This is a genomic window from Xanthomonas protegens, assembly GCF_038442435.1.
Classification (GTDB): domain Bacteria; phylum Pseudomonadota; class Gammaproteobacteria; order Xanthomonadales; family Xanthomonadaceae; genus Xanthomonas_A; species Xanthomonas_A sontii.
In genome coordinates this window covers 83,890-103,367 of record NZ_JAQJCQ010000012.1, presented here as the reverse complement: position 1 = coordinate 103,367, position 19,478 = coordinate 83,890, and the positions used below count along the sequence as shown (strand labels likewise).

General features: G+C 69.3%; 22 protein-coding genes. 12 read left to right on the top strand and 10 right to left on the bottom strand.

The genetic code is table 11. From position 1 onward, the window contains the following. Positions 1 to 28: 28 nt before the first annotated feature. Positions 29 to 553, top strand: a complete 525-nt coding sequence (locus PIQ37_RS14620) for a hypothetical protein (RefSeq protein WP_342074005.1) — start codon at positions 29 to 31, stop codon at positions 551 to 553. Between the two features lie 9 nt (positions 554 to 562). Further along, a complete protein-coding gene (locus tag PIQ37_RS14615; RefSeq protein ID WP_017915239.1) occupies positions 563 to 847 on the top strand; it encodes a DUF4031 domain-containing protein in 285 nt (94 codons plus the stop codon). A gap of 127 nt (positions 848 to 974) precedes the next feature. On the opposite strand, the gene PIQ37_RS14610 is transcribed toward PIQ37_RS14615, so the two are convergent. Next, on the bottom strand, positions 975 to 1,520 hold the full coding sequence (locus PIQ37_RS14610) for a DUF6630 family protein (protein WP_017907656.1): 546 nt from the start codon (positions 1,518 to 1,520) through the stop codon (positions 975 to 977). Positions 1,521 to 1,669: 149 nt separating this feature from the next. Between PIQ37_RS14610 and PIQ37_RS14605 the strand changes: the two genes are divergently transcribed. Further along, positions 1,670 to 1,912, top strand: coding sequence for a DUF3297 family protein (locus PIQ37_RS14605; RefSeq protein ID WP_010343635.1), 243 nt, complete (start codon positions 1,670 to 1,672; stop codon positions 1,910 to 1,912). Between the two features lie 57 nt (positions 1,913 to 1,969). On the opposite strand, the gene PIQ37_RS14600 is transcribed toward PIQ37_RS14605, so the two are convergent. The 3 genes from PIQ37_RS14600 to PIQ37_RS14590 all read right to left on the bottom strand — a co-directional run bounded on the left by PIQ37_RS14600 (position 1,970) and on the right by PIQ37_RS14590 (position 4,776). Beyond that, on the bottom strand, positions 1,970 to 2,731 hold the full coding sequence (locus PIQ37_RS14600; RefSeq protein WP_017907655.1) for an ABC transporter permease: 762 nt from the start codon (positions 2,729 to 2,731) through the stop codon (positions 1,970 to 1,972). After that, positions 2,728 to 3,675 (bottom strand): ABC transporter ATP-binding protein, encoded by a 948-nt coding sequence (locus PIQ37_RS14595; RefSeq protein ID WP_342074004.1) that lies wholly within the window; start codon positions 3,673 to 3,675, stop codon positions 2,728 to 2,730. The genes PIQ37_RS14600 and PIQ37_RS14595 overlap by 4 nt, the downstream gene beginning before the upstream one ends. 171 nt (positions 3,676 to 3,846) lie before the next feature. Further along, entirely contained in the window at positions 3,847 to 4,776 is a 930-nt protein-coding gene (locus PIQ37_RS14590; RefSeq protein ID WP_342074003.1) for a DMT family transporter, read from the bottom strand. Between the two features lie 111 nt (positions 4,777 to 4,887). On the opposite strand from PIQ37_RS14590, the gene PIQ37_RS14585 reads away from it, so the two are divergent. After that, complete coding sequence (locus PIQ37_RS14585; RefSeq protein WP_342074002.1) at positions 4,888 to 5,367, top strand: Lrp/AsnC family transcriptional regulator; 480 nt, start codon at positions 4,888 to 4,890, stop codon at positions 5,365 to 5,367. A 191-nt stretch (positions 5,368 to 5,558) separates the two neighbouring features. On the opposite strand, the gene PIQ37_RS14580 is transcribed toward PIQ37_RS14585, so the two are convergent. Then, on the bottom strand, positions 5,559 to 7,196 hold the full coding sequence (locus PIQ37_RS14580) for a Na+/H+ antiporter (RefSeq protein ID WP_342074001.1): 1,638 nt from the start codon (positions 7,194 to 7,196) through the stop codon (positions 5,559 to 5,561). A 165-nt stretch (positions 7,197 to 7,361) separates the two neighbouring features. On the opposite strand from PIQ37_RS14580, the gene PIQ37_RS14575 reads away from it, so the two are divergent. From PIQ37_RS14575 to PIQ37_RS14565, 3 genes are all read left to right on the top strand, one after another. Then, complete coding sequence (locus PIQ37_RS14575) at positions 7,362 to 8,030, top strand: class I SAM-dependent methyltransferase (protein ID WP_267114325.1); 669 nt, start codon at positions 7,362 to 7,364, stop codon at positions 8,028 to 8,030. A gap of 247 nt (positions 8,031 to 8,277) precedes the next feature. Further along, positions 8,278 to 8,895 (top strand): pentapeptide repeat-containing protein, encoded by a 618-nt coding sequence (locus tag PIQ37_RS14570; RefSeq protein ID WP_342074000.1) that lies wholly within the window; start codon positions 8,278 to 8,280, stop codon positions 8,893 to 8,895. Between the two features lie 254 nt (positions 8,896 to 9,149). Then, positions 9,150 to 9,740, top strand: coding sequence for a fasciclin domain-containing protein (locus PIQ37_RS14565; RefSeq protein WP_342073999.1), 591 nt, complete (start codon positions 9,150 to 9,152; stop codon positions 9,738 to 9,740). A gap of 123 nt (positions 9,741 to 9,863) precedes the next feature. Here PIQ37_RS14565 and PIQ37_RS14560 read toward each other — a convergent pair whose 3' ends face one another. The 4 genes from PIQ37_RS14560 to PIQ37_RS14545 form a co-directional block, all read right to left on the bottom strand. Beyond that, complete coding sequence (locus PIQ37_RS14560; protein ID WP_342073998.1) at positions 9,864 to 11,306, bottom strand: UdgX family uracil-DNA binding protein; 1,443 nt, start codon at positions 11,304 to 11,306, stop codon at positions 9,864 to 9,866. 56 nt (positions 11,307 to 11,362) lie between these two features. Then, complete coding sequence (locus PIQ37_RS14555) at positions 11,363 to 12,607, bottom strand: putative DNA modification/repair radical SAM protein (RefSeq protein WP_342073997.1); 1,245 nt, start codon at positions 12,605 to 12,607, stop codon at positions 11,363 to 11,365. A gap of 94 nt (positions 12,608 to 12,701) precedes the next feature. Continuing rightward, positions 12,702 to 13,508 carry a DODA-type extradiol aromatic ring-opening family dioxygenase gene (locus tag PIQ37_RS14550; protein ID WP_342073996.1) on the bottom strand — a complete coding sequence of 269 codons (807 nt, stop codon included), beginning with the start codon at positions 13,506 to 13,508 and terminating at the stop codon, positions 12,702 to 12,704. A 34-nt stretch (positions 13,509 to 13,542) separates the two neighbouring features. Continuing rightward, entirely contained in the window at positions 13,543 to 13,944 is a 402-nt protein-coding gene (locus PIQ37_RS14545; RefSeq protein WP_342073995.1) for a DoxX family protein, read from the bottom strand. Between the two features lie 98 nt (positions 13,945 to 14,042). On the opposite strand from PIQ37_RS14545, the gene PIQ37_RS14540 reads away from it, so the two are divergent. Then, entirely contained in the window at positions 14,043 to 14,954 is a 912-nt protein-coding gene (locus PIQ37_RS14540; RefSeq protein ID WP_342073994.1) for a LysR family transcriptional regulator, read from the top strand. A 107-nt stretch (positions 14,955 to 15,061) separates the two neighbouring features. After that, positions 15,062 to 15,631 carry a flavodoxin family protein gene (locus tag PIQ37_RS14535; RefSeq protein WP_152235744.1) on the top strand — a complete coding sequence of 190 codons (570 nt, stop codon included), beginning with the start codon at positions 15,062 to 15,064 and terminating at the stop codon, positions 15,629 to 15,631. 199 nt (positions 15,632 to 15,830) lie between these two features. On the opposite strand, the gene PIQ37_RS14530 is transcribed toward PIQ37_RS14535, so the two are convergent. After that, complete coding sequence (locus PIQ37_RS14530) at positions 15,831 to 16,742, bottom strand: LysR family transcriptional regulator (RefSeq protein ID WP_267112718.1); 912 nt, start codon at positions 16,740 to 16,742, stop codon at positions 15,831 to 15,833. 147 nt (positions 16,743 to 16,889) lie between these two features. On the opposite strand from PIQ37_RS14530, the gene PIQ37_RS14525 reads away from it, so the two are divergent. Genes PIQ37_RS14525 through PIQ37_RS14515 form a run of 3 tightly spaced genes read left to right on the top strand, consistent with a single transcriptional unit; the run spans position 16,890 to position 19,466 of the window. Next, the gene (locus tag PIQ37_RS14525) at positions 16,890 to 17,957 is read left to right on the top strand and encodes an aldo/keto reductase (RefSeq protein WP_342073993.1); all 1,068 of its coding nucleotides are present in this window, start codon (positions 16,890 to 16,892) and stop codon (positions 17,955 to 17,957) included. Between the two features lie 39 nt (positions 17,958 to 17,996). After that, the gene (locus PIQ37_RS14520) at positions 17,997 to 18,416 is read left to right on the top strand and encodes a carboxymuconolactone decarboxylase family protein (protein WP_342073992.1); all 420 of its coding nucleotides are present in this window, start codon (positions 17,997 to 17,999) and stop codon (positions 18,414 to 18,416) included. Between the two features lie 54 nt (positions 18,417 to 18,470). After that, a complete protein-coding gene (locus PIQ37_RS14515; RefSeq protein WP_342073991.1) occupies positions 18,471 to 19,466 on the top strand; it encodes an aldo/keto reductase in 996 nt (331 codons plus the stop codon). Positions 19,467 to 19,478 lie beyond the last annotated feature (12 nt).

The window sequence follows — 19,478 nt, the reverse complement described above, 5'->3', positions numbered from 1 at the left end:
TGGCCGCCACTTCGCCAACGAGACCGCCGTGTCCAAGCAATCCAAAGCCAAGCGCGACAAGCGCAAGAAGCAGCAGTCGCCGCGCCCCTTCGCCCGCCTGGGCCGCGAGCAGCCCATCGCCAACCACGCCGTGCTGCAGAACGAGAGCGGCCGCGTGCTGGCCGCGATCGGCCTGCAGGGTCGCCAGTGGTTGCTGTCGGTCGGTGGCCAGACCATGGGCAATGCCGACAATCCGGTGCCGATGCTGGCGATGCTCAAGCACCTGGCCAACCTGCAGGAGCAGGAAGGCAACACCATCACCCTGGACTACTCCGCGCAGCTGCAGCAGATGATCGACGCGCTGGCGGCCGAGGCCGGTCAGACCCCGGCCGAGTACCTGGACGCGCTGGTCGCCGAATTCGCGGCGGGCGACGGCGCGGCGGAGGATGGAGCCGAGGACGAGACCGACGCGGATACTGACGCCGACGCCGAGAAGAAGACGAGCGATGCCGACCCGGTGGAGGCCGACAGCAGCGCGGCGACGGACGCCGACGGCACGCACAAGCCGGCCTGACCGGACCCGATGGCGGTCTACATCGACGATGCGGTGCATCCCTGGCGCGGCCAGCGCTGGGGCCACCTGCTCGCCGACACGCTGGACGAACTGCACGCCATGGCGGCGCGGCTGGGCATTCCCCGCCGCGCCTTCCAGAACAAGCTCAGCGGCGCGCACTACGACGTGCCCGCCGCCCTGCGCGACGACGCGATCCGCCTGGGCGCGGTGCCGGTCTCGCGGCACAGCGATCGCGAGCTGCTGAAAGCATTGATCCGCAATGCACGTGCGCAGGCGCGCGGCGAGGCGCCGTGAACGGTGGCGCCATGTCCGCCGCCACGCTTTTCGCAGGAGCGGCTTCAGCCGCGATGCGCGTTCCCGGGAACGCCTGTCGCGGCTGAAGCCGCTCCTGCGACAGGGCGGCGGGCGTGACCACGTCCGCCTAGAACGGATCGCTGCCCGGGCGCAGTTCGATGTCCAGCAGCGCGGCCAGGCGCCGCATGTCCTCGTCGTCGCGGCTGAGCGCCATCCACCCGGCGTACGCATCGCCCTCGGTATCCCAGCACCAGAGGGTGTAGCCGTGTTCGCGCAGGCGGTCGTACGCCACGTTCAGCAGCGCCGGCACGTCATGGCTGTCGAGGAAGTCCTCGTCGTCCACGTCGCCGCCCCAATCGATGCGCAGGTTCCAGCGCGTCGCCAGTTCGTCGATCGCGCCGATCAGCGACTCGGTGTCCTTCCAGTCCACGTAGAAGCCGGCGCTCCAGTCGATGGCATCCTTCAGCGTCCACAACCAGCCGTCGTCCTCTTCGCCCTCGTGCTCGGCGCGCGCTTCACGGAACGCGTTGAACTGACGCAGCGCGCTTTCCTCGTCGCCGGGATTGATCAGCAGCAGCAGGTTCCAGATCAGCCCTTGCTGGGTATCCGGATCGTCGTCGAGCTCGTCGTGCAGATCGTCGGGATCGTCGTAGTCGGTGCTGTTGTCGGGCATGGCGTGAGCCGGCGGATGGAAGGGGAGGTGCAAGTGTGCCGTGCCCGCCGCGGCGACGGAAGCGCACGGAACTCGGCAACGGCGCCGCGGGCGTTTATCCTTCGCAGCCCGGAAGACGGCGCTGTCCGCCGCCACGCGAAGCCACCACGATGTCCGACACGCCCCCCGACCGCCTGGCGGTCAGCCCGCAGAGCCCCTTCCACGATGCCGAGACGCTGTCGCGCGGCGTCGGCATCCGCTTCAACGGCGTGGAGCGCGACAACGTCGAGGAGTACTCGATCAGCGAAGGCTGGATCCGCGTCCAGGTCGGCAAGGCGCGCGACCGCCGCGGCAATCCGATGACCATGAAGGTCAAGGGCACGGTCGAAGCCTTCTGGCTCGACGCCAAGTAAGCGCGACCGCCGGCAGGCGCCGCGCCTGCCGGCATGCTGCGGCCCCGGCGCCGCGCTTCAGGGCTTGAGCCGGTAGCCGCTGCGGAAGATCGCCCACACCACGCCCAGGCACAGCGCCAGGAACGCCAGGGTCATGCCCAGGCTGACCGCGATGTGCACGTCGGCCTTGCCGTAGAACGCCCAGCGGAAGCCGCTGACCAGGTACACCACCGGGTTGAACAGGCTGATCTTCTGCCACAGCGGCGGCAGCATGTTGATCGAGTAGAAGCTGCCGCCGAGGAAGGTCAGCGGCGTGATCACCATCAGCGGGATCACCTGCAGCTTCTCGAAGCCGTCGGCCCACACGCCGATGATGAAGCCGAACAGGCTGAAGGTCAGCGCGGTCAGCACCAGGAAGCCGAACATCCACAGCGGATGCGCGATCTCGTACGGCACGAAGGCGCGTGCGGTGAGCAGGATCAGCAGGCCCAGCAGCACCGACTTGCTGGCCGCCGCGCCGACGTAGCCGATCACCACCTCCCACCACGCCACCGGCGCCGACAGCACCTCGTAGATGGTGCCGGCCCAGCGCGGCATGTAGATGCCGAAGGAGGCGTTGGAGATGCTTTCGCTGAGCAGCGACAGCATCACCAGCCCGGGGATGATGTAGGCGCCGTAGCTGATGCCGTCGATGGCGCCCATGCGCGAACCGATCGCCGCGCCGAACACCACGAAGTACAGCGAGGTCGACAGCACCGGCGAGGCGATGGACTGGGTCAGCGTGCGGAAGGTGCGCGCCATCTCGAAGCGGTAGATCGCGGCGATCGCGTGCAGGTTCATGCGCGCGCCTCCGCGCCGGCAGCAGCCGGCCGCACCAGGTTGACGAAGATCTCCTCCAGCGAACTCTCGCTGGACTGCAGGTCCTTGATCTCCACGCCCTGCGCCTCCAGTTGCCGCAGCAGCGGGCCGATGCCGGTCTGCGCGGCCTGCGCGTCGTAGGTGTAGGTCAGTGTCGTGCCGTCGGCGGACAGCTCCAATGGCTGCGCCGCCAACGCCGGCGGCAGCGCGTGCAGCGGTGCCTGCAGGGTCAGCGCCAGTTGCTTCTTGCCGAGCTTGCGCATCAGCGTGCGCTTGTCCTCCACCAGCACCAGTTCGCCGCGATTGACCACGCCGACGCGGTCGGCCATGTCCTCGGCCTCCTCGATGTAGTGCGTGGTCAGGATGATGGTGGTGCCCTGCTCGCGCAGGCGCCGCACCATCTGCCACATGTCGTGGCGCAGCTCCACGTCGACCCCGGCGGTGGGTTCGTCCAGGAACAGGATGGACGGCTCGTGGGCCAGCGCCTTGGCGATCAGCACGCGCCGCTTCATGCCGCCGGACAGGGTGGAGATGCGGCTGCCGCGCTTGTCCCACAGCGACAGCTCGCGCAGCACCCGCTCCAGGTGCGCGTCGTCGCGCGGCTTGCCAAACAGGCCGCGGCTGAAGCGCACCGTCGCCCACACCGTCTCGAACGCATCGGTGGCCAGTTCCTGCGGCACCAGGCCGATCTTGCCGCGCGCGGCGCGGTAGTCGCGCACGATATCGTGGCCGTCGGCCAGCACCCGGCCGCTGCTGGGATTGACCAGCCCGCAGATGATGCTGATCAGCGTGGTCTTGCCGGCACCGTTGGGGCCGAGCAGGGCGAAGATCTCGCCGCGATGGATCTCCAGGTCGATGCCCTTGAGCGCCTGGAAACCCCCGGCGTAGGTCTTGGTGAGCTGTTGCACGGAAATGATCGGCGACACGGGAACTCCCTGGGCGCGCGGCGGCTACGGAAACGGCCCCCAGGGTAGAAGCCGGCTCGTGATGGATAAATCCCGATCCGGCGGAAGCACTCTCCCGCGTGCGGGACAGTGCGTCGGCCGATGCCTGCAACCGCAGGGCAACGTGACCGTCTTGGCCATGGCGACGCCTGGTTAGCGTTGTCCGGTGCCGACGTCGCCGACGTCCGGTCGCGCAGGGCGTAGCCACGGCAGCACGCGCCAGCCGAAGTTGACCCCGGCCGCCGCCAGCAGGATCAGCAGCGCCCCGAGCACCTGCGTCCACGCCAGCGACTGCCCGAAGGCGATGCGATCGACCGCGATCGCCACCACCGGATAGATGAACGACAGCGCCCCGATCATCGCGGTGGGCAGCTTCTGGATGGCGCCGTACAGCAGCACGTACATCACCCCGGTATTGACCACGCCGAGCACGACCAGGTCCAGCCACTGGCCGGGACGGGCAGGCAAGGCATCGAAATGCACGAACGGCGCCAGCAACACGATGCCGATGCCCAGTTGCAGCAGCGCGAGCAGATGCGGCGGCGTGCCTTTCAGGTGCTTGGTGACGATCGACGACACCGCGTACAGAAACGCCGCACCGAGCGCCAGGGCGACGCCCTGCAGGTACTCGCCCGGCACCGCGAGCACCGCCGGCGCGATGCGCACCACACCCACCAGGCCGACGAAGGCCATCGCCAGCCACGCCACGGTCGAGGCGCTGATGCGCTCGCGGAACACGAGTGCGCCGAGCCCGACCAGCATGAACGGCTGCGTGTTGTAGACCGCGGTGGCCATCGAGATCGAGGCACGGCCATAGGCGGCGAACAGCAGCAGCCAGTTCCCCACGATCGCGATCCCGCCGAGCAGCACCAGCGCCAGCATCCGCGGCGAGAACGCCTTGCGCCGCAACAGGCCCAGCGCCGCGCAGAAGACGAGCAGCGTCGCCGCGCCGAACAGGCAGCGGAAAAACACCACGTTGAACGGCGACTGCCCCGACGACACCACCAGCCAGCCGATCGTGCCGGACATGAGCATGGCCACGACCATCTCGGCCGCACCACGGCGAATTTCATTGGAGGCCATCCCGGTTCCTTTCAATGCTGCGAACGGCAGCCATTGTAGAAATGGGGATTCCGCGAAAATATGCCTAAACTTAGGCTCATTACGGAATTCACCTAAGAAAGGAAGGCCGTCATGCAAACCCGCCTTTCCCCTCCCGCCATCGCCCCGCTCGACGCGACCGACCGCGCCATCCTCGCCGCATTGGCGCAGGATGCGCGCATGGCGACCAGCGAACTGGCCCGGCAGATCGGCCTGTCGGCCCCGGCGACCGCCGATCGCGTGCGCCGGCTGCAGCACCAGGGCGTGATCGCCGGATTCACGGTCGAACTCGACCCACGCGCGCTCGGCTACACCTTGCAGGCCATCGTGCGGGTCAAACCGCTGCCCGGGCAGTTGCACCTGGTGGAGGAACTGCTGCAGCGCATCCCGGAGTTCGTCGAGTGCGACAAGGTGACCGGCGAAGACTGCTTCATCTGCCGACTGTACCTGCGCAACATCGAGCACCTGGACAGCATCCTGGCAAAAGTCACCGATCGCGCCGAAACCAACTCCGCCATCGTGAAGTCGACCCCGGTCCGCAGGCGACTGCCGCCGCTGGTCGAGGACGCCTAGCGCGATGCGCTAGGCGTGGGGCTTGCGACAGACCACGCAGCGCCAGAGGCACAGGCCGGCGTGCGCCCACGGCAGGCAGAGAGCGACGAACAGTAGACCGGCACGAGCCGGCAACGGCACCGCGAAAAGCTGGAACGGCGCCACGAACCCGCTTTCACCAATCCCGAATCCCGACTCCCCAATCCCCGCCCTCAGCTCTTCCGCCGCGCCTCCAGCAGATCCAGATTGCGGATCAGCCGGCGCGCGATCTCGTCAGAGATCTTGCGCTGGCGGGTCAGCTTGAACAGCTCCTGGCGTTCGGCCTGCAGGCCGGCGTGACGCAGCTGGCGCAGCACCGCGTCCAGGCGCCGCGCCTCCTCCGGATCGCTCTCCATCGCCTCGCCGTGGTCGAGATGGCGCTGGTACAGCGCGCTGACCCGGTTGGCCGCCTCGTTGTACAGGTCGGCGTGCTCGCTGTCCTGCACCAGCCGCTGGCGCAGCTTCTCCACCGCCGCCAGCGCCGCGCGCGAGGACTCGCGGCGGGCCAGGTCCTCTTCCCGCTGGTCGTTGGGTTCTTCCGGCAGCTCCAGGCCGCGCAGCAGCCGCGGCAGGCCGATGCTGGCGACCAGCAGCGAGGTGACGATCACCGCGCTGGCCAGGAAGATCGCCAGGTCGCGCGCGGGGAACGCGGCGCCGCTGGGCAGGGCCAGCGGCAGGGTCAGCACGCCGGCCAGGGTGATGGCGCCGCGCACGCCGGCCAGCGAGGTCGCCACCACGATACGCCACGGCGGGCTCTGCCGGTCCTCGCCACGCCGGCGCGCCTTGAGCAGGGTCCAGCGCAGCGACAGCCACACCCACAGGAAGCGCAGCAACAACAGGCCGACATAGATCGCCAGCGCATAGGCGGGCAGCCACCACGGATTCAGGTGCCCGGCTTCGTCCATGTTGTGCATGGCGCCCTGCACGATGCCCGGCAACTGCTCGCCGAGCAGCACGAACATGATGCCGTTGAGGGTGAACTGCACCATGTCCCACACCGCCGAGCGCTGCACGCGCATGCTGCCCGGGGCGCGACCGCTCAGTTCCACGTAGCTCATGGCGATGCCGGCGGCGACCGCGGCGAGGATGCCCGAGGCGTTGATCGCCTCGGCCAGCAGGTAGGCGGCGAACGGCAGCAGCAGGTTGACCAGGATCGCCGCGCCCGGCTCCTCGCCGACCTGGCGCCACACCCAGCGCTGCGCCAGGCTGGTGCCGACCACCACCGCGATGCCGGCGGCCACGCCGACCAGCGCCACCCACAGGAAGGTCAGCGAGGCGTCGGCCAGCGAGAACGTGCCGGTGATCGCCGCGGCCACCGCGAACTGGAAGCATACCAGGCCGGACGCGTCGTTGAGCAGCGACTCGCCTTCCAGGATGTGCATCAGCCGCTTGGGGATGGGCGCGCGCGCCGCGATCGAGGACACCGCGATCGGATCGGTGGGCGACACCACTGCGGCCAGCGCGAACGCCACCGCCAGCGGCATGGTCGGGATCATCCAGTGGATCAGGAAGCCGGCGCCGATCACGGTGAACACCACCAGGCCCAGCGCCAGCTCCAGGATCACGCCCTTGTCGCGGAACAGGCCCTGCTTGGGGATGCGCCAGCCGTCCAGGAACAGCAGCGGCGGCAGGAACAGCAGGAAGAACAGCTCCGGCTCCAGCGCATAGCCCTTCTTGAACACGCCGGCGATGATCGCGCCCAGGCCGATCTGCACCAACGGCAACGGCAGCGAGAACGGCAGTACGCGCACCAGGTAGCCGCTGGCCACCACGGCCAGCAACATCGCCAAGACCACTTCGATCGAATGCATGCTCGTCCGGACGGCGGCGCCACGCCGGCGGCGCCGCCCATGAATGGGGGAGCCTGCAAGCAAAGCGCACCACGGCGGCGATGTCCAGTGGCGCGCGCGGCGCCCAGGCTACTATCCGGCCACAGAGCCGGTGGCGGACACCGGCGCCTTTTCGCCGGAGACCGCATGCTCACCATCCAGGAACTCAACCGTTTCATCGACGAACACGCGGCGGAAGGCAGCATTCCGCGGATCTGGGACCTGATCGGCGACCACTTCGTCCAGGCCCAGGCCGGCCTGCCGGCCGAGCACGCGATGGAGCGGCGCGAGCTGTCCTTCCACGACCATGTGCGGCTGCTGGGCTATCTGTGCCTGCTGCTGGAGGGCGTGCCGGGCGACCTGGTGGAGATCGGGGTGTGGAAGGGCAAGTCGCTGGTGCTGATGAACGAGGTCTGCGGGCGCGAGCGCCGGGTGATCGGCATGGACCCGTTCGCGTTGCCGAACCAGTTCGAGGAGTTCAACCACTATCGGCAGCAGTTGCTGCCCAATGCGCGCTTCATCCGCGGCTATTCGGAGTTCTGCGCCGAGCACTTCTACGCCATGGAGCCGAAGGTGGCGCTGTTGCACATCGACGGCGGCCACACCGGGCGCAACGTGCTGCTGGACTTCCTGCTGTACGGGCCGAGCGTGGTGTCCGGCGGATTCGTGGTGTTCGACGACTACGGCGACTGGGAGTACTCGCCGGAGGTCGGTCCCGCGGTGGACCTGCTGCGCGCCGCCGGCTACTTCGGCGACTTCCATGTGCTCGGCTGCGCCCACGGCTTCGAGAACAGCTACGTGCTGCAGCGCCGCTGAGCCGACGCGCCTTGGCCCTCCAGCGCGTACCGGCAGCGGAAAGCGGCGTTCAGAGAACGCCATCGAGCGGATGATCCCGGCCAACCAACAAGGCAAGCACTCCGAACACACCGATCATCGATCCCGGACGCTAAACCCGACAGCAGTCAGGGGGAGAACCTCGCGGCGCGTCAGAAGCTGCAACCGCGCTTAGACATAACGGCATGGCAGATATCATGACGCCAATTCATCGCCGAGGCGGCCGCCCATGAACAACACAACCGCCAAATGGCGCAACCATGAATATTTGGCGAGCATCATCGACAGCCTTGATTCGATCGCGGCTGGACGACCGATCATTCGCGACGCTGATCTTTCCGGCATCAGCATCGGTCCATCTGCCATCCTGGAGCAGTTAAAAGCCGCAAATCTCTTCGAATCGAGGATCAGCAACACCGACCTGTCTTACTCGAAAATATCCGGAAGTGCGAACGACAGTTTCTTCATGGATGTCAGCTTCGAAAGTGCCAGCTTGAACGGAGCCCTTTTGTGCAGATCGGAAATAAAAAACTGCAACTTTTCAAAAAGCAAGCTTGTGATCAACATGGATGATGCGATCTGCGAAAAAACCGATTTCGTCAAAGCCAGGTTTGCCGGTGGATCTCGCGGAATGGAGTACGGTGGCCGCCGGGTAAAATTCATGAACTGCGATTTTACCGGCGCTGTCTTTGACAGCGTCGAATTCAGAGCGTCGACATTCATCAACTGCATCTTTGCCGATGCGAAATTCAAGAAATGCGACTTGCGTGGCGCCAAGTTTGAGGCTGGCGTTCTGCCACTGGCAGCCCAGTTTGAGGATATGGACATCCCTTTTCAGTGTCGGTGATCTCGTCAACGCAGGCCGAAGATGACGCACCGCCTGCACTCGGCTAGACCGTTCGCCACAGCGCTGCCCGGCCTTGCAACTGCGCCACCGCGCGACAGGGCGCTCGCCCGAACCGCCCTGGATGCCAGAGGCGGTACCCGCCAACTCCTCTGTTCAGCATTATCTGGACGGCGTGATGCAACCGCGCCGGCGCATGGCGCGTAAAGACAGGTGCACGGCCGACTGGCCGCGCATCCCTTTCAAGGAGCAAGCCCATGAAGATCCACTTGCTGTCCCTGGCCCTCGCCGGCCTCGTCTCCCTGCCCGCCATGGCCGCCCCCGGCCAGGCCGCGATGCACGACCACGCCGCGATGAGCGAGGCCAAGCCGAATCCGATGGTCGGGGGCGCGCCGATGTACGCCACCAAGGACATCATCGACAACGCGGTCAACTCCAAGGATCACACCACCCTGGTCGCCGCGGTCAAGGCCGCCGGCCTGGTGGACACGCTGAAGGGCGCGGGCCCGTTCACGGTGTTCGCGCCGACCAATGCCGCCTTCGCCGCGTTGCCGGCCGGCACGGTCGACACCCTGCTCAAGCCGGAGAACAAGGAAAAGCTGACCCAGGTGCTGACCTACCACGTGGTCCCCGGCAAGCTCGATGCGGCGGCGCTGCTGGCGCAGATCAAGGCCGGCGGCGGCAGCGCCAAGCTGACCACCGTGCAGGGCGAAACGCTGATCGCCAAGACCCGCGGCGGCAAGGTCACGCTCACCGACAGCAAGGGCAACACCGCGCACGTCACCACCGCCGACGTGATGCAGAGCAATGGCGTGATCCACGTGGTGGACAAGGTTTTGATGCCGTAAGCACGCGTCGGGGGGTGCATTGGCATCGCGGGGGCGGCTACGGCCGTCCTCGTTTTGCACGCCCATGCAGCCAACGGCGACCGCGCGCCACGCCGACAACGAGCGGACCACGCGCACGAACCGTCAGTCGCCGGCACCGCCTGCGTGCGGCATCGGCACCTGCGCTGCCAGCACACGCAAGTCATCCATGAAGCCTTGATAGGCGGCCTCGCCCGCCTCGCCGCCGCGCTGGCGCAGCACCCACGACGGATGCACGGTGGCCAGCGCGCGCGTGCCGTCGTCCAGCGCCTGCCATTGCCCGCGTTGGGCCATCAGCTTGAAGCCGCTCCCCAGCACCGCGCGCGCCGCGGTCGCGCCCAGGCACAGCACGATGCGCGGACGCACCCGCGCCAGTTCGCCGGCCAGCCACATCCGGCAGGCCTCGACATGGGCACGCTCGGGATTGCGGTGCAGCCGCGCCTTGCCGCGCTGCTCGAAGCGAAAGTGCTTGACCGCGTTGGTGACGTACAGGCCTGCACGTTCGACCCCCAGTTCCTGCAACGCGCGGTCGAACAAGCGCCCGGCCGGGCCGACGAAGGGACGCCCGCTCAGGTCTTCCTCGTCGCCAGGCTGCTCGCCCACCACCATCACCGCGGCATCCTGCGGACCTTCGCCGAACACGGTCTGGGTCGCCGGCTGCCACAGCGGACAGCGGCGGCAGTCGCGCGCCGCCGCGCGCAGCGCGTCAAGGCTGTCGTCGGCGGCCACCACCGGCGCCGGTGCCGGCGCGGGAATGCGCCGGCGCACCGGCTCGGGCGCGCGCTCGGCCATCTCGCGCACGCGCTGCCCGGCATCGCGGATGAGCGTCGGCAGCAGCTGCGCCTCCGGCAGATGCTTCCAGTATTTCTGCGGCATCTCCTGGCGCATCATCGTCGGATTGAGCCGCGCCGGATTGAAGATGTTGGCGTAGTAGGTGCGCCACAGCGTGTCCTGCGCATCGTCGGCCGGCGCATCGGCACGCTGCGCGCCGGCGCCGAACTGCAGCGTCTCGCCGTCCCAGCGCACGCTGCGGTACGGAGTGAGGATCGCCCAGCGCATGCCGGCGAAGCGGCGCGCGAAGAACGGCGCCACCCGATCGACGATGTGGTGCTCCGGCTCGAACCAGGCGATGTACGCCTCCTGCTCGCCCGGCACCTCACGGAAGCGCACGAACGCCTTCATCTTGTGGCTGTCGCGGCGCACCGCCTGCGCCCACTGCTGCGCGCGGTGCACGTCGGCATCGGTGACCCGCTGCAGCAGCGCGCGCTCGCCGCCGGCGATGCGCCACAGCAGCCGGTACAGCAGCGCATGCCGCTGCGGATAGCGATGGCACAACACCGCACCGGCCAGCGCCAGAAACTCGGCCGACACCCGCGGCGGCGGCACCTGCGCCGGCAACGTCGCGACGTCGGTCCCGACCAGCAGCCCGCCCTGCGCGTCGCCGTCCCAGGCCAGCGTCTCCGGCGCCACCTGCGCACACCACGCCGCACGCGCCACCGCCCGCCACGCTTCCAGGCTCCACGGCGGCACCACCTCAGCCTGGAACACGGCCCGCTCGCTGCATGGCTCCCGCGCATTGAACGCAACAGACCGTGCCCATCGGGTCAATCAAACAAGCCACCCTGCCGCGGTGCCGGCGCCAACTGCGCACGCAGCCGCTGCGGATCGTCCAGCCGCTGCCGCGGATGGTGATCGAGCACACTGACGAACGGCAGCAGTTTCTTCAGCGGCACCCGCAGCCGCGCCAGGTCGCCGACCCGCAGCCGCGCGTGCCGCCGCGCCAGCAGCAAGCGCTCGACATTACGCGTGCCCAGCCCCGGCACCCGCAACAACAATTCGCGCGCGGCGGTATTGAGATCCACCGGGAATCGCTCCGGGTTGCGCAGCGCCCACGCCAGCTTGGGGTCCACGTCCAGATCGAGCATGCCACTGGTGGTGGGCGGGGCGATCTCCTCCACCGAGAAGTCGTAGAACCGCAGCAGCCAGTCGGCCTGGTACAGGCGGTGCTCGCGCTGCAACGGCGGCGCCTGCAGCGGCAGCTTGCTGGAGGCGTCGGGAATCGGACTGAACGCGGAGTAGTAGACCCGGCGCAGGCGATAGTTGCCGTAGAGATTGTGGCTGGTATGCAGGATCGCGCGGTCGTCCGCGCCGTCGGCGCCGACGATCATCTGCGTGCTCTGCCCGGCCGGGGCGAAGCGCGGCGGCTTGGCGCGGACGCGGGCTTGCGCCTTGCGCGCCTCCTTGCTCTCCTCGATGCGCCAGCGCAGCTCGCCCATCGCCGCACGAATGCCGCCGACGTTCTTTTCCGGCGCCAATTGCGCCAGGCCACGCTCGGTCGGCAACTCCACGTTGATGCTGAGCCGGTCGGCGTAGCGGCCGGCGGCGGCGAGCAGTTCCGGCGCCGCGTCGGGAATGGTCTTGAGATGGATGTAGCCGGCGAAGCGGTGCTCCTCGCGCAGCTGCCGCGCCACTTCCACCAGTTGCTCCATGGTGTAGTCGCTGTTGCGGATGATGCCGCTGGAGAGGAACAGGCCTTCGATGTAGTTGCGCTTGTAGAAATCCAGGGTCAGCTTGACCACTTCGGCCGGGGTGAAGCGCGCGCGGCGCACGTTGCTGGACACGCGGTTGACGCAGTACGCGCAGTCGAACACGCAGAAGTTGGTCAGCAGGATCTTCAGCAGCGACACGCAGCGCCCGTCGGGCGTGTACGAATGGCAGATGCCCATGCCCTCGGTGCTGCCGATGCCGCCGCTGCGCAGCGAATGGCGCTTGTCGGCACCGCTGGAGGCGCAGGACGCGTCGTACTTGGCCGCGTCGGCGAGCACGGCGAGTTTTTCGAGGGTATTCACCGGCCGACGATGCCGGGTCTGCGTCTCAAACGGTGAGACGCGGATGCGCTGCGGCCTTCACCGCGATGAATCGCTCAGGTCGATCTCCTGGCGTTCAGGCCGCCGCACGCGCTGCGGCGCCGTCGAAGCGGTAGATGTCCATCGCCAGCAGGCCGGCGTCGATCCCCGCATCGATGCGCTGCGCGCCCAGTCCCTCCGCGCCGGCCGCGCCCATCGCCACGTAGATCGGCAGCCAGTGCTCGTCGGTGGGATGCGCGCGCGCGGCGAACGGCGCCTGCCGTCGGTAGTCGAGCATCGCCGGCACGTCGTCGCGGCGCAACGCCTGCTCGGTCCATTCGATGAACGGACGCACGTAGGGCACTTCCTTGCCCTCGGCGTAGCGGCCGAAGTCGTGCAGGTTGTGGGTAATGCTGCCCGAGCCGATCACCAGCACACCGTCCTCGCGCAGCGGCGCCAGTGCGCGGCCCAGCGCCAGGTGGTGTTCCGGCCCGAGTTCCGGCTGGATCGACAGCGGCACCACCGGGATGTCGGCCTGCGGGTACAGCAGCGACAGCGGCACCCACACGCCGTGGTCCAGGCCGCGGCGCTCGTCCAGCACCGGCGCCAGCCCGGCCTGCGCCAGCAGCTCGGCGACCTGCTGGGCCACGGCCGGCGCGCCCGGCGCCGGGTACTGCATCGCGTACAGCGCCTGCGGGAAGCCGCCGAAGTCGTGGATGGTCTGCGGCTGCGCCGCGGCGCCGACCAGCGGCCGCCGGCCCAGCCAGTGCGCCGACGCCAGCACGATGGCGCGCGGCCGCGGCAGCGTCGCCGCCAGTTCGGCCAGCCGCGTGCCGACCAGGCCGGGCTGCAGTGCGGTCATCGGCGAACCGTGCGAGATGTACAGGGAAGGCAAACGTGCCATGGCAGGTCTCCACACAGGAAAGGGGGCGCCGCGCTCAGCGCGTGCGCAATGCGAACCGGCCGTCGCCGATCAGGAACAGCACCACCAGCGCCAGCGCCCAGAACGCCGGGTACTCCCAGCCGCCCCCGGGATTGGCGAAGCCGAAGCCGTTGGCGCCATGCACGCTGACGATGGTGCCCAGCAGCAGCGGGATGCCGAGCAGTCCAACCCAGCGCGCGTACAGGCCGAGCAACAGTGCCGCGGCAATGACGAATTCCAGTGTCATCGCCACATAGGCCAGTGCCCCGGGCAAACCGAGCGAAACGAAGTAGGCGGCGGTGCCGGCCGGGCTGAACACCAGCAGCTTGGTCAGCGCATGCGCCAGGAACAGCACGCCCAGCGCCAGGCGCAACAGGGTGGCGCCGTAAGGCGCCAGGCGGGACACGGGAGCGGACATGAACGATCTCCGATGGGAAGGGACCCGCACAGGCTATTCCCAGCGTCACCACGAATAAATTATCGTGATTTCGGGAATTAATTTCAGGATCCGCAACAATGGATACGCTCGACGCGATGCGCGTGTTCGTCGCCGTGGTCGACCGCAACGGCTTCAACGCCGCGGCCGAGGCACTCGGCATGTCTACCGCCAGCGTCACCCGCCAGGTGGCGTGGCTGGAAAAGCGGCTCGGCCTGCGCCTGCTCAACCGCACCACCCGCCGGGTCAGCCCGAGCAGTGTCGGCGCGGCGTATTACCAGCGCTGCCAGTTGCTGCTGGCCGAGTTCGACGACATGGAGGCGGCGGTCGGCGAGCAGGCGCTGACGCCCTCCGGCACGCTGCGGATCAACGCGCCCTTCAGCTTCGCCATCGCCCGGCTGGGGCCACGCCTGGCCGGCTATCGCGCGCGCTATCCGCAGGTGATGCTGGACCTGTCGCTGTCGGACCGGCTGGTGGACATCGTCGAGGAAGGCTACGACATGGCGATCCGCATCACCCGCCAGGTCACCCCGACCCTGATCGCGCGCAAGCTCGGCGAGGTGCCGGCGTGTCTGTGCGCCTCGCCGGCCTACCTGGCGCGGGCCGGCGTGCCGCGCCTGCCCGCCGACCTCGCCGGGCACGAGCTCCTGAGCTACAGCTATGCGCCGATCGCCGACGAGCTCGCCCTGCAAGGTCCCGACGGCGAGACCCGGGTACGCATCCAGGGCGGGCTGCGCGCCAACAGCGGCGACGTGCTGCGCGAGGCCGCCGTCGCCGGCATGGGCATCGTCCTGCAGCCGGACTTCATCGCGGAAAAGGAACTGGAGGACGGCCGCCTGGTGCGGGTGCTGCCCGAGTACGGGATCGGGCCGATCGGCGTCTACGCGGTGTACGCCAGCCGCAGCCACCTGGCGCCGAAGGTGCGCAGCTTCATCGACTATCTGGTCGAAGTGGGCATCGACCGCACGATGCGCTCCCCGGCCGAGAGCTGAACCGGGGCGCGCGGACCGGACACAACATCCCGCCGATGGCGCTGATCGCAGCGGCCGCGCATGCGCACAATGCCCGCGCTTTCCCCCTCACCCTCAGGAGTCCGCTTATGAGCAAGATCGCGATCGTCTACTTCAGCGGCTACGGCCACACCGTCAAGCAGGCCGAGGCCGTGCACGCCGGCGCCGCCAGCGTCGGCGAGGCCACGCTGTACCGCATCGACCAGGACGGCAACCTGCCCGACGGCGCCTGGGAGGCCATCGGCCAGGCCGACGCCATCGTCTACGGCAGCCCGACCTACATGGGCGGCCCGGCCTGGCAGTTCAAGAAGTTCGCCGACGCCAGCTCCAAGCCGTGGTTCTCGCAGGCCTGGAAGGACAAGATCGCCGCCGGCTTCACCAACTCGGCCTCGGTCAACGGCGACAAGTTCGCCACCATCGAATACTTCTGGACCCTGGCCCAGCAGCACGGCCAGATCTGGGTCGGCACCGGCCTGCTGCCGTCCAACACCAAGGCGCACGGCCCCGACGACGTGAACTGGACCGCCGGCTCCGGCGGCGCGCTGGCGATCTCGCCGTCCGACGCCTCGCCGGACGAGGCGCCGCGCAGCGGCGACCTGGAAACCGCACGCCTGCTCGGCAAGCGCGTGGCCGAGTTCGCGGCCAAGCTCAAGGGCTGAGCCCGGCGGTGCCGCCCGCAAAGGGCGGCACCCCGCATCGCGATCGCAGCGGTCTCCGGGCGATGCGATGCCCCTGCGGCGCCCGGCCTTGCCGGTTGGGCGCGTCTTCGAGGGGACACTGCCCTCGCGCTGCGGCGCTGCCGCGTGTTCTCTGCATCCCGATCTCGCCATGCGCCGGCCCTCGGCCAGCACCGTCGCGCTACGCCGGGCCACCCACCGCATGCGCCGCGCGCAGATGGTCGATGAACACGCGCAGCTTCGGCGGCAGGTGTTCGCGCGCCGGGTAGTAGATGTGCCAGCCGGCGAACGGCGCGTGCCAGTCGTCCAGCACCTGCTGCAGGCGGCCGGCGGCGACGTCGGCAGCCACCTGCCACTCGAACGCCTGGCCCAGGCCCAGACCGCGGCGCGCGGCGTCCAGGCCGACCGCGGTGTCGTTGACCACCAGCCGCCCGCTGACTTCGACCAGGAAATCGTGGCCGTCGCGGGTGAACTCCCAGGCCTGCAGGCGGCCGTCGGTGCGGCGCCAGCGGATGCAGTCGTGCGCGGCCAGCTCGGCCGGCGTGCGCGGTACTCCGTGCGCGGCGAAATACGCCGGCGCGGCCACCACCGTCTGCCGCTGCGGCGGCCCCAGCGGGACCGCGATCATGTCGCGCGCCAGGCTCTCGCCCAGGCGGATCCCGGCGTCGAAGCCGCCGGCGACGATGTCGGCCAGGGTCCGATCCGAATACAACTCCACGCTGACCTCGGGATAGCGCGCCAGGAACGCCGGCAGCTGCGGGCACACCAGTTGCTCGGCGGCCACCAGCGGCAGGTTGATGCGCAGCGTGCCGGCCGGGCGGTCGCGCAGGAAATCCAGGTCGGCGAAGGCCGCGTCGATCTGCGCCAGGCCCGGCGCCACCCGCTGCAGGAAGCGCTCGCCGTGCTCGCTCAGGCCGACCCGGCGGGTGGTGCGGTTGAGCAGGCGTGCGCCCAGCTGCGCCTCCAGCGCGCGCAGCGTCTGCGACAGCGCCGACGGCGAGACGCCCAGCTCGGCGGCGGCGCGGGTGAAGCTGCCATGGTGGGCGACGCGGACGAAGGCGACGACGGCGGACAGCGGCGGTGGACGATGCATGGCGAGCGGGCGGCAGTGGAAGGACGAACGCGGCAGGCGCGTCCGCCATTGTTTAGCACAGCTTCAAAGCACATGCGGATTACCCGGATTTATCCGTGGCGACGTGGCGCCTACAGTGCCCGCACCCTCACACTGGAGACCGCTGCGATGGCCCTCGACCACTACCGCCTGCTCGGCCGCTCCGGGCTGCGCGTCAGCCCGCTGTGCCTGGGCACCATGACCTTCGGCGCCGACTGGGGCTGGGGCGCGGACGCCGACGAGGCGCGCCGGCTGTTCGACCTGTACGTGGATGCCGGCGGCAACTTCCTCGACACCGCCAACATCTACACCAACGGCAGCGCCGAGACCCTGCTCGGGCGCTTCGTCGCCGGCCGCCGCGACCGCCTGGTGATCGCCAGCAAGTTCGCGCTCAACCCCTTCCCCGGCGACCCCAACGGCGGCGGCAACCACCGCAAGGCGCTGCTGCGCTCGGTCGACGCCAGCCTGGCGCGGCTGGGCACCGATTATCTGGATGTGCTGTACCTGCACGCCTGGGACGGCACCACCGGCATCGACGAAGTCATGCGCGGTTTCGACGACCTGGTGCGCGCCGGCAAGATCCTCTACGCCGGCATCTCCGACACCCCTGCCTGGCAGGTGGCGCGCATGCAGACCCTGGCCGACCTGCGCGGCTGGACGCCCCTGGTGGCGCTGCAGATCGAGTACTCGCTGGCGCAGCGCACGGTCGAGCGCGAGCTGGTGCCGATGGCCGAGGCGCTGGGCATGTCGGTGCTGGCCTGGTCGCCGCTGGCGATGGGCGTGCTCACCGGCAAGTACGGTGCCGCCGATCTGGCGCGGGTGCGCGCGGCCGCCTCCGGCGGCGCCCAGGTCGATGGCGTGGGCCGCGCCGAGGTCGCGCATTCGCAACGCACCTTCAACGAGCACGCGCTGGCGGTGGCCGAGACGGTGGTGGCGCTGGCCGCCGAATTGCGGCGCTCGCCGGCGCAGGTGGCGCTGGCCTGGCTGCTGGCACGCGGGGCGATGCCGATCGTCGGCGCACGCAGCGTGGCGCAACTGCAGGACAACCTGGGCGCGCTGACCCTGCATCTGGACGCCGACGCGCTGCAGCGGCTGGACGCCGTCAGCGCGATCGAACTGGGCTTCCCGCACGACTTCCTGGCCTCGCCGAATCCGCAGGCCTTGCTCAGCGGCGGCACCCGCATCCAGCCGCGCTGAGCGTGGCGACCGTCCCCCCTCGCACACGAGCACCGTCGCATGGCATCCACCACGACCACATTGCCGAGCCGCATGACCCTGGCCGAAGCCGAAGCGGCCGGCATCGCGCAGATTGCCGCGCTGATGGGTCCGCAGCAGGGCGCGGCGATCCGCGCCCTGGCCGACGACGCGGACACCGCGCTGAGCGGCCGCGGCGCCGCCATCGCCTTCGCCGAGATCTACCGCGCCGACAGCGCGCTGGACCTGAAGACCCGCGAACTGGTCACGGTGGCGGTGCTAGCCAGCCTCGGCCATGCGGAACCGCAGTTGCGCCTGCACCTGCGCGCCGCGCAGGCGGCAGGCGCCAGCCGTGCGGAGATCTTCGCCGTGCTCGACCAGTTGTACGCCTACGTCGGCTTCCCCACCGCGCTCAACGCCCTGGCCGTCGCCCGCGACGCACTGGGCCCGTCCTCACCCTGAGCGAACCGCCCGGCGGCCACGCTTTCCCTCCCCTCCCCCTCAGGAGCATCCTCCATGCAAACCCGCACCCTCGGCCGCAATGGCCCCCGCGTCTCCGCCCTCGGCCTCGGCTGCATGGGCATGAGCGCGTTCTACGGCGGCCGCAGCGACGACGCCGCCTCGATCGCGGTCATCCATGCCGCGATCGAGCACGGCGTCAGCCTCATCGACACCGCCGACATGTACGGCCCGCACACCAACGAAGTGCTGGTCGGCAAGGCGCTGGCCGGGCGCCGCGACCAGGTCGTGCTGGCGACCAAGTTCGGCATCAAGCTCGACCCCAACGACCCGGCCGCGCGCGGCATCGACGGCCGCCCGGAGTACGTGCAGTCCGCCTGCGAGGCCAGCCTGCGCCGACTCGGCGTGGACCACATCGACCTGTACTACCAGCACCGGGTGGATCCGAACGTGCCGATCGAGGACACGGTCGGGGCGATGGCGCGGCTGGTGGAACAGGGCAAGGTGCGTTTCCTCGGCCTGTCCGAGGCCGCCACCGCCACCATCCGCCGCGCGCACGCGGTGCATCCGATCACCGCGCTGCAGAGCGAGTATTCGCTGTGGTCGCGCGATCCGGAACACGACGGCGTGCTGGACACGGTGCGCGAGCTGGGCATCGGCTTCGTGCCGTACTCGCCGCTGGGCCGCGGCTTCCTGACCGGCGCGATCCGTTCGCCGGAGGACTTCGAGGCCGACGACTACCGGCGCCATTCGCCGCGCTTCCAGGGCGAGAACTTCGACCGCAACCTGCAACTGGTGGAGCGGGTGCGCGAGCTGGCCCAGGCCAAGGGCGTGACTCCGGGGCAACTGGCGCTGGCCTGGGTGCTGGCGCAGGGCGAGGACCTGGTGCCGATCCCGGGTACCAAGCGCCTGGCCTACCTGGAGGAAAACTTGGGCGCGCTGCAGGTGAAGCTGAGCGCCGAGGAGCTGGCGCAGATCGAGGCGATCTTCCCGGCCGACGCCGCCGCCGGCCATCGCTACCCGGCCGCCTCGCGCGGCGCCCTGCAGGGCTGAACCGCGCCCCCG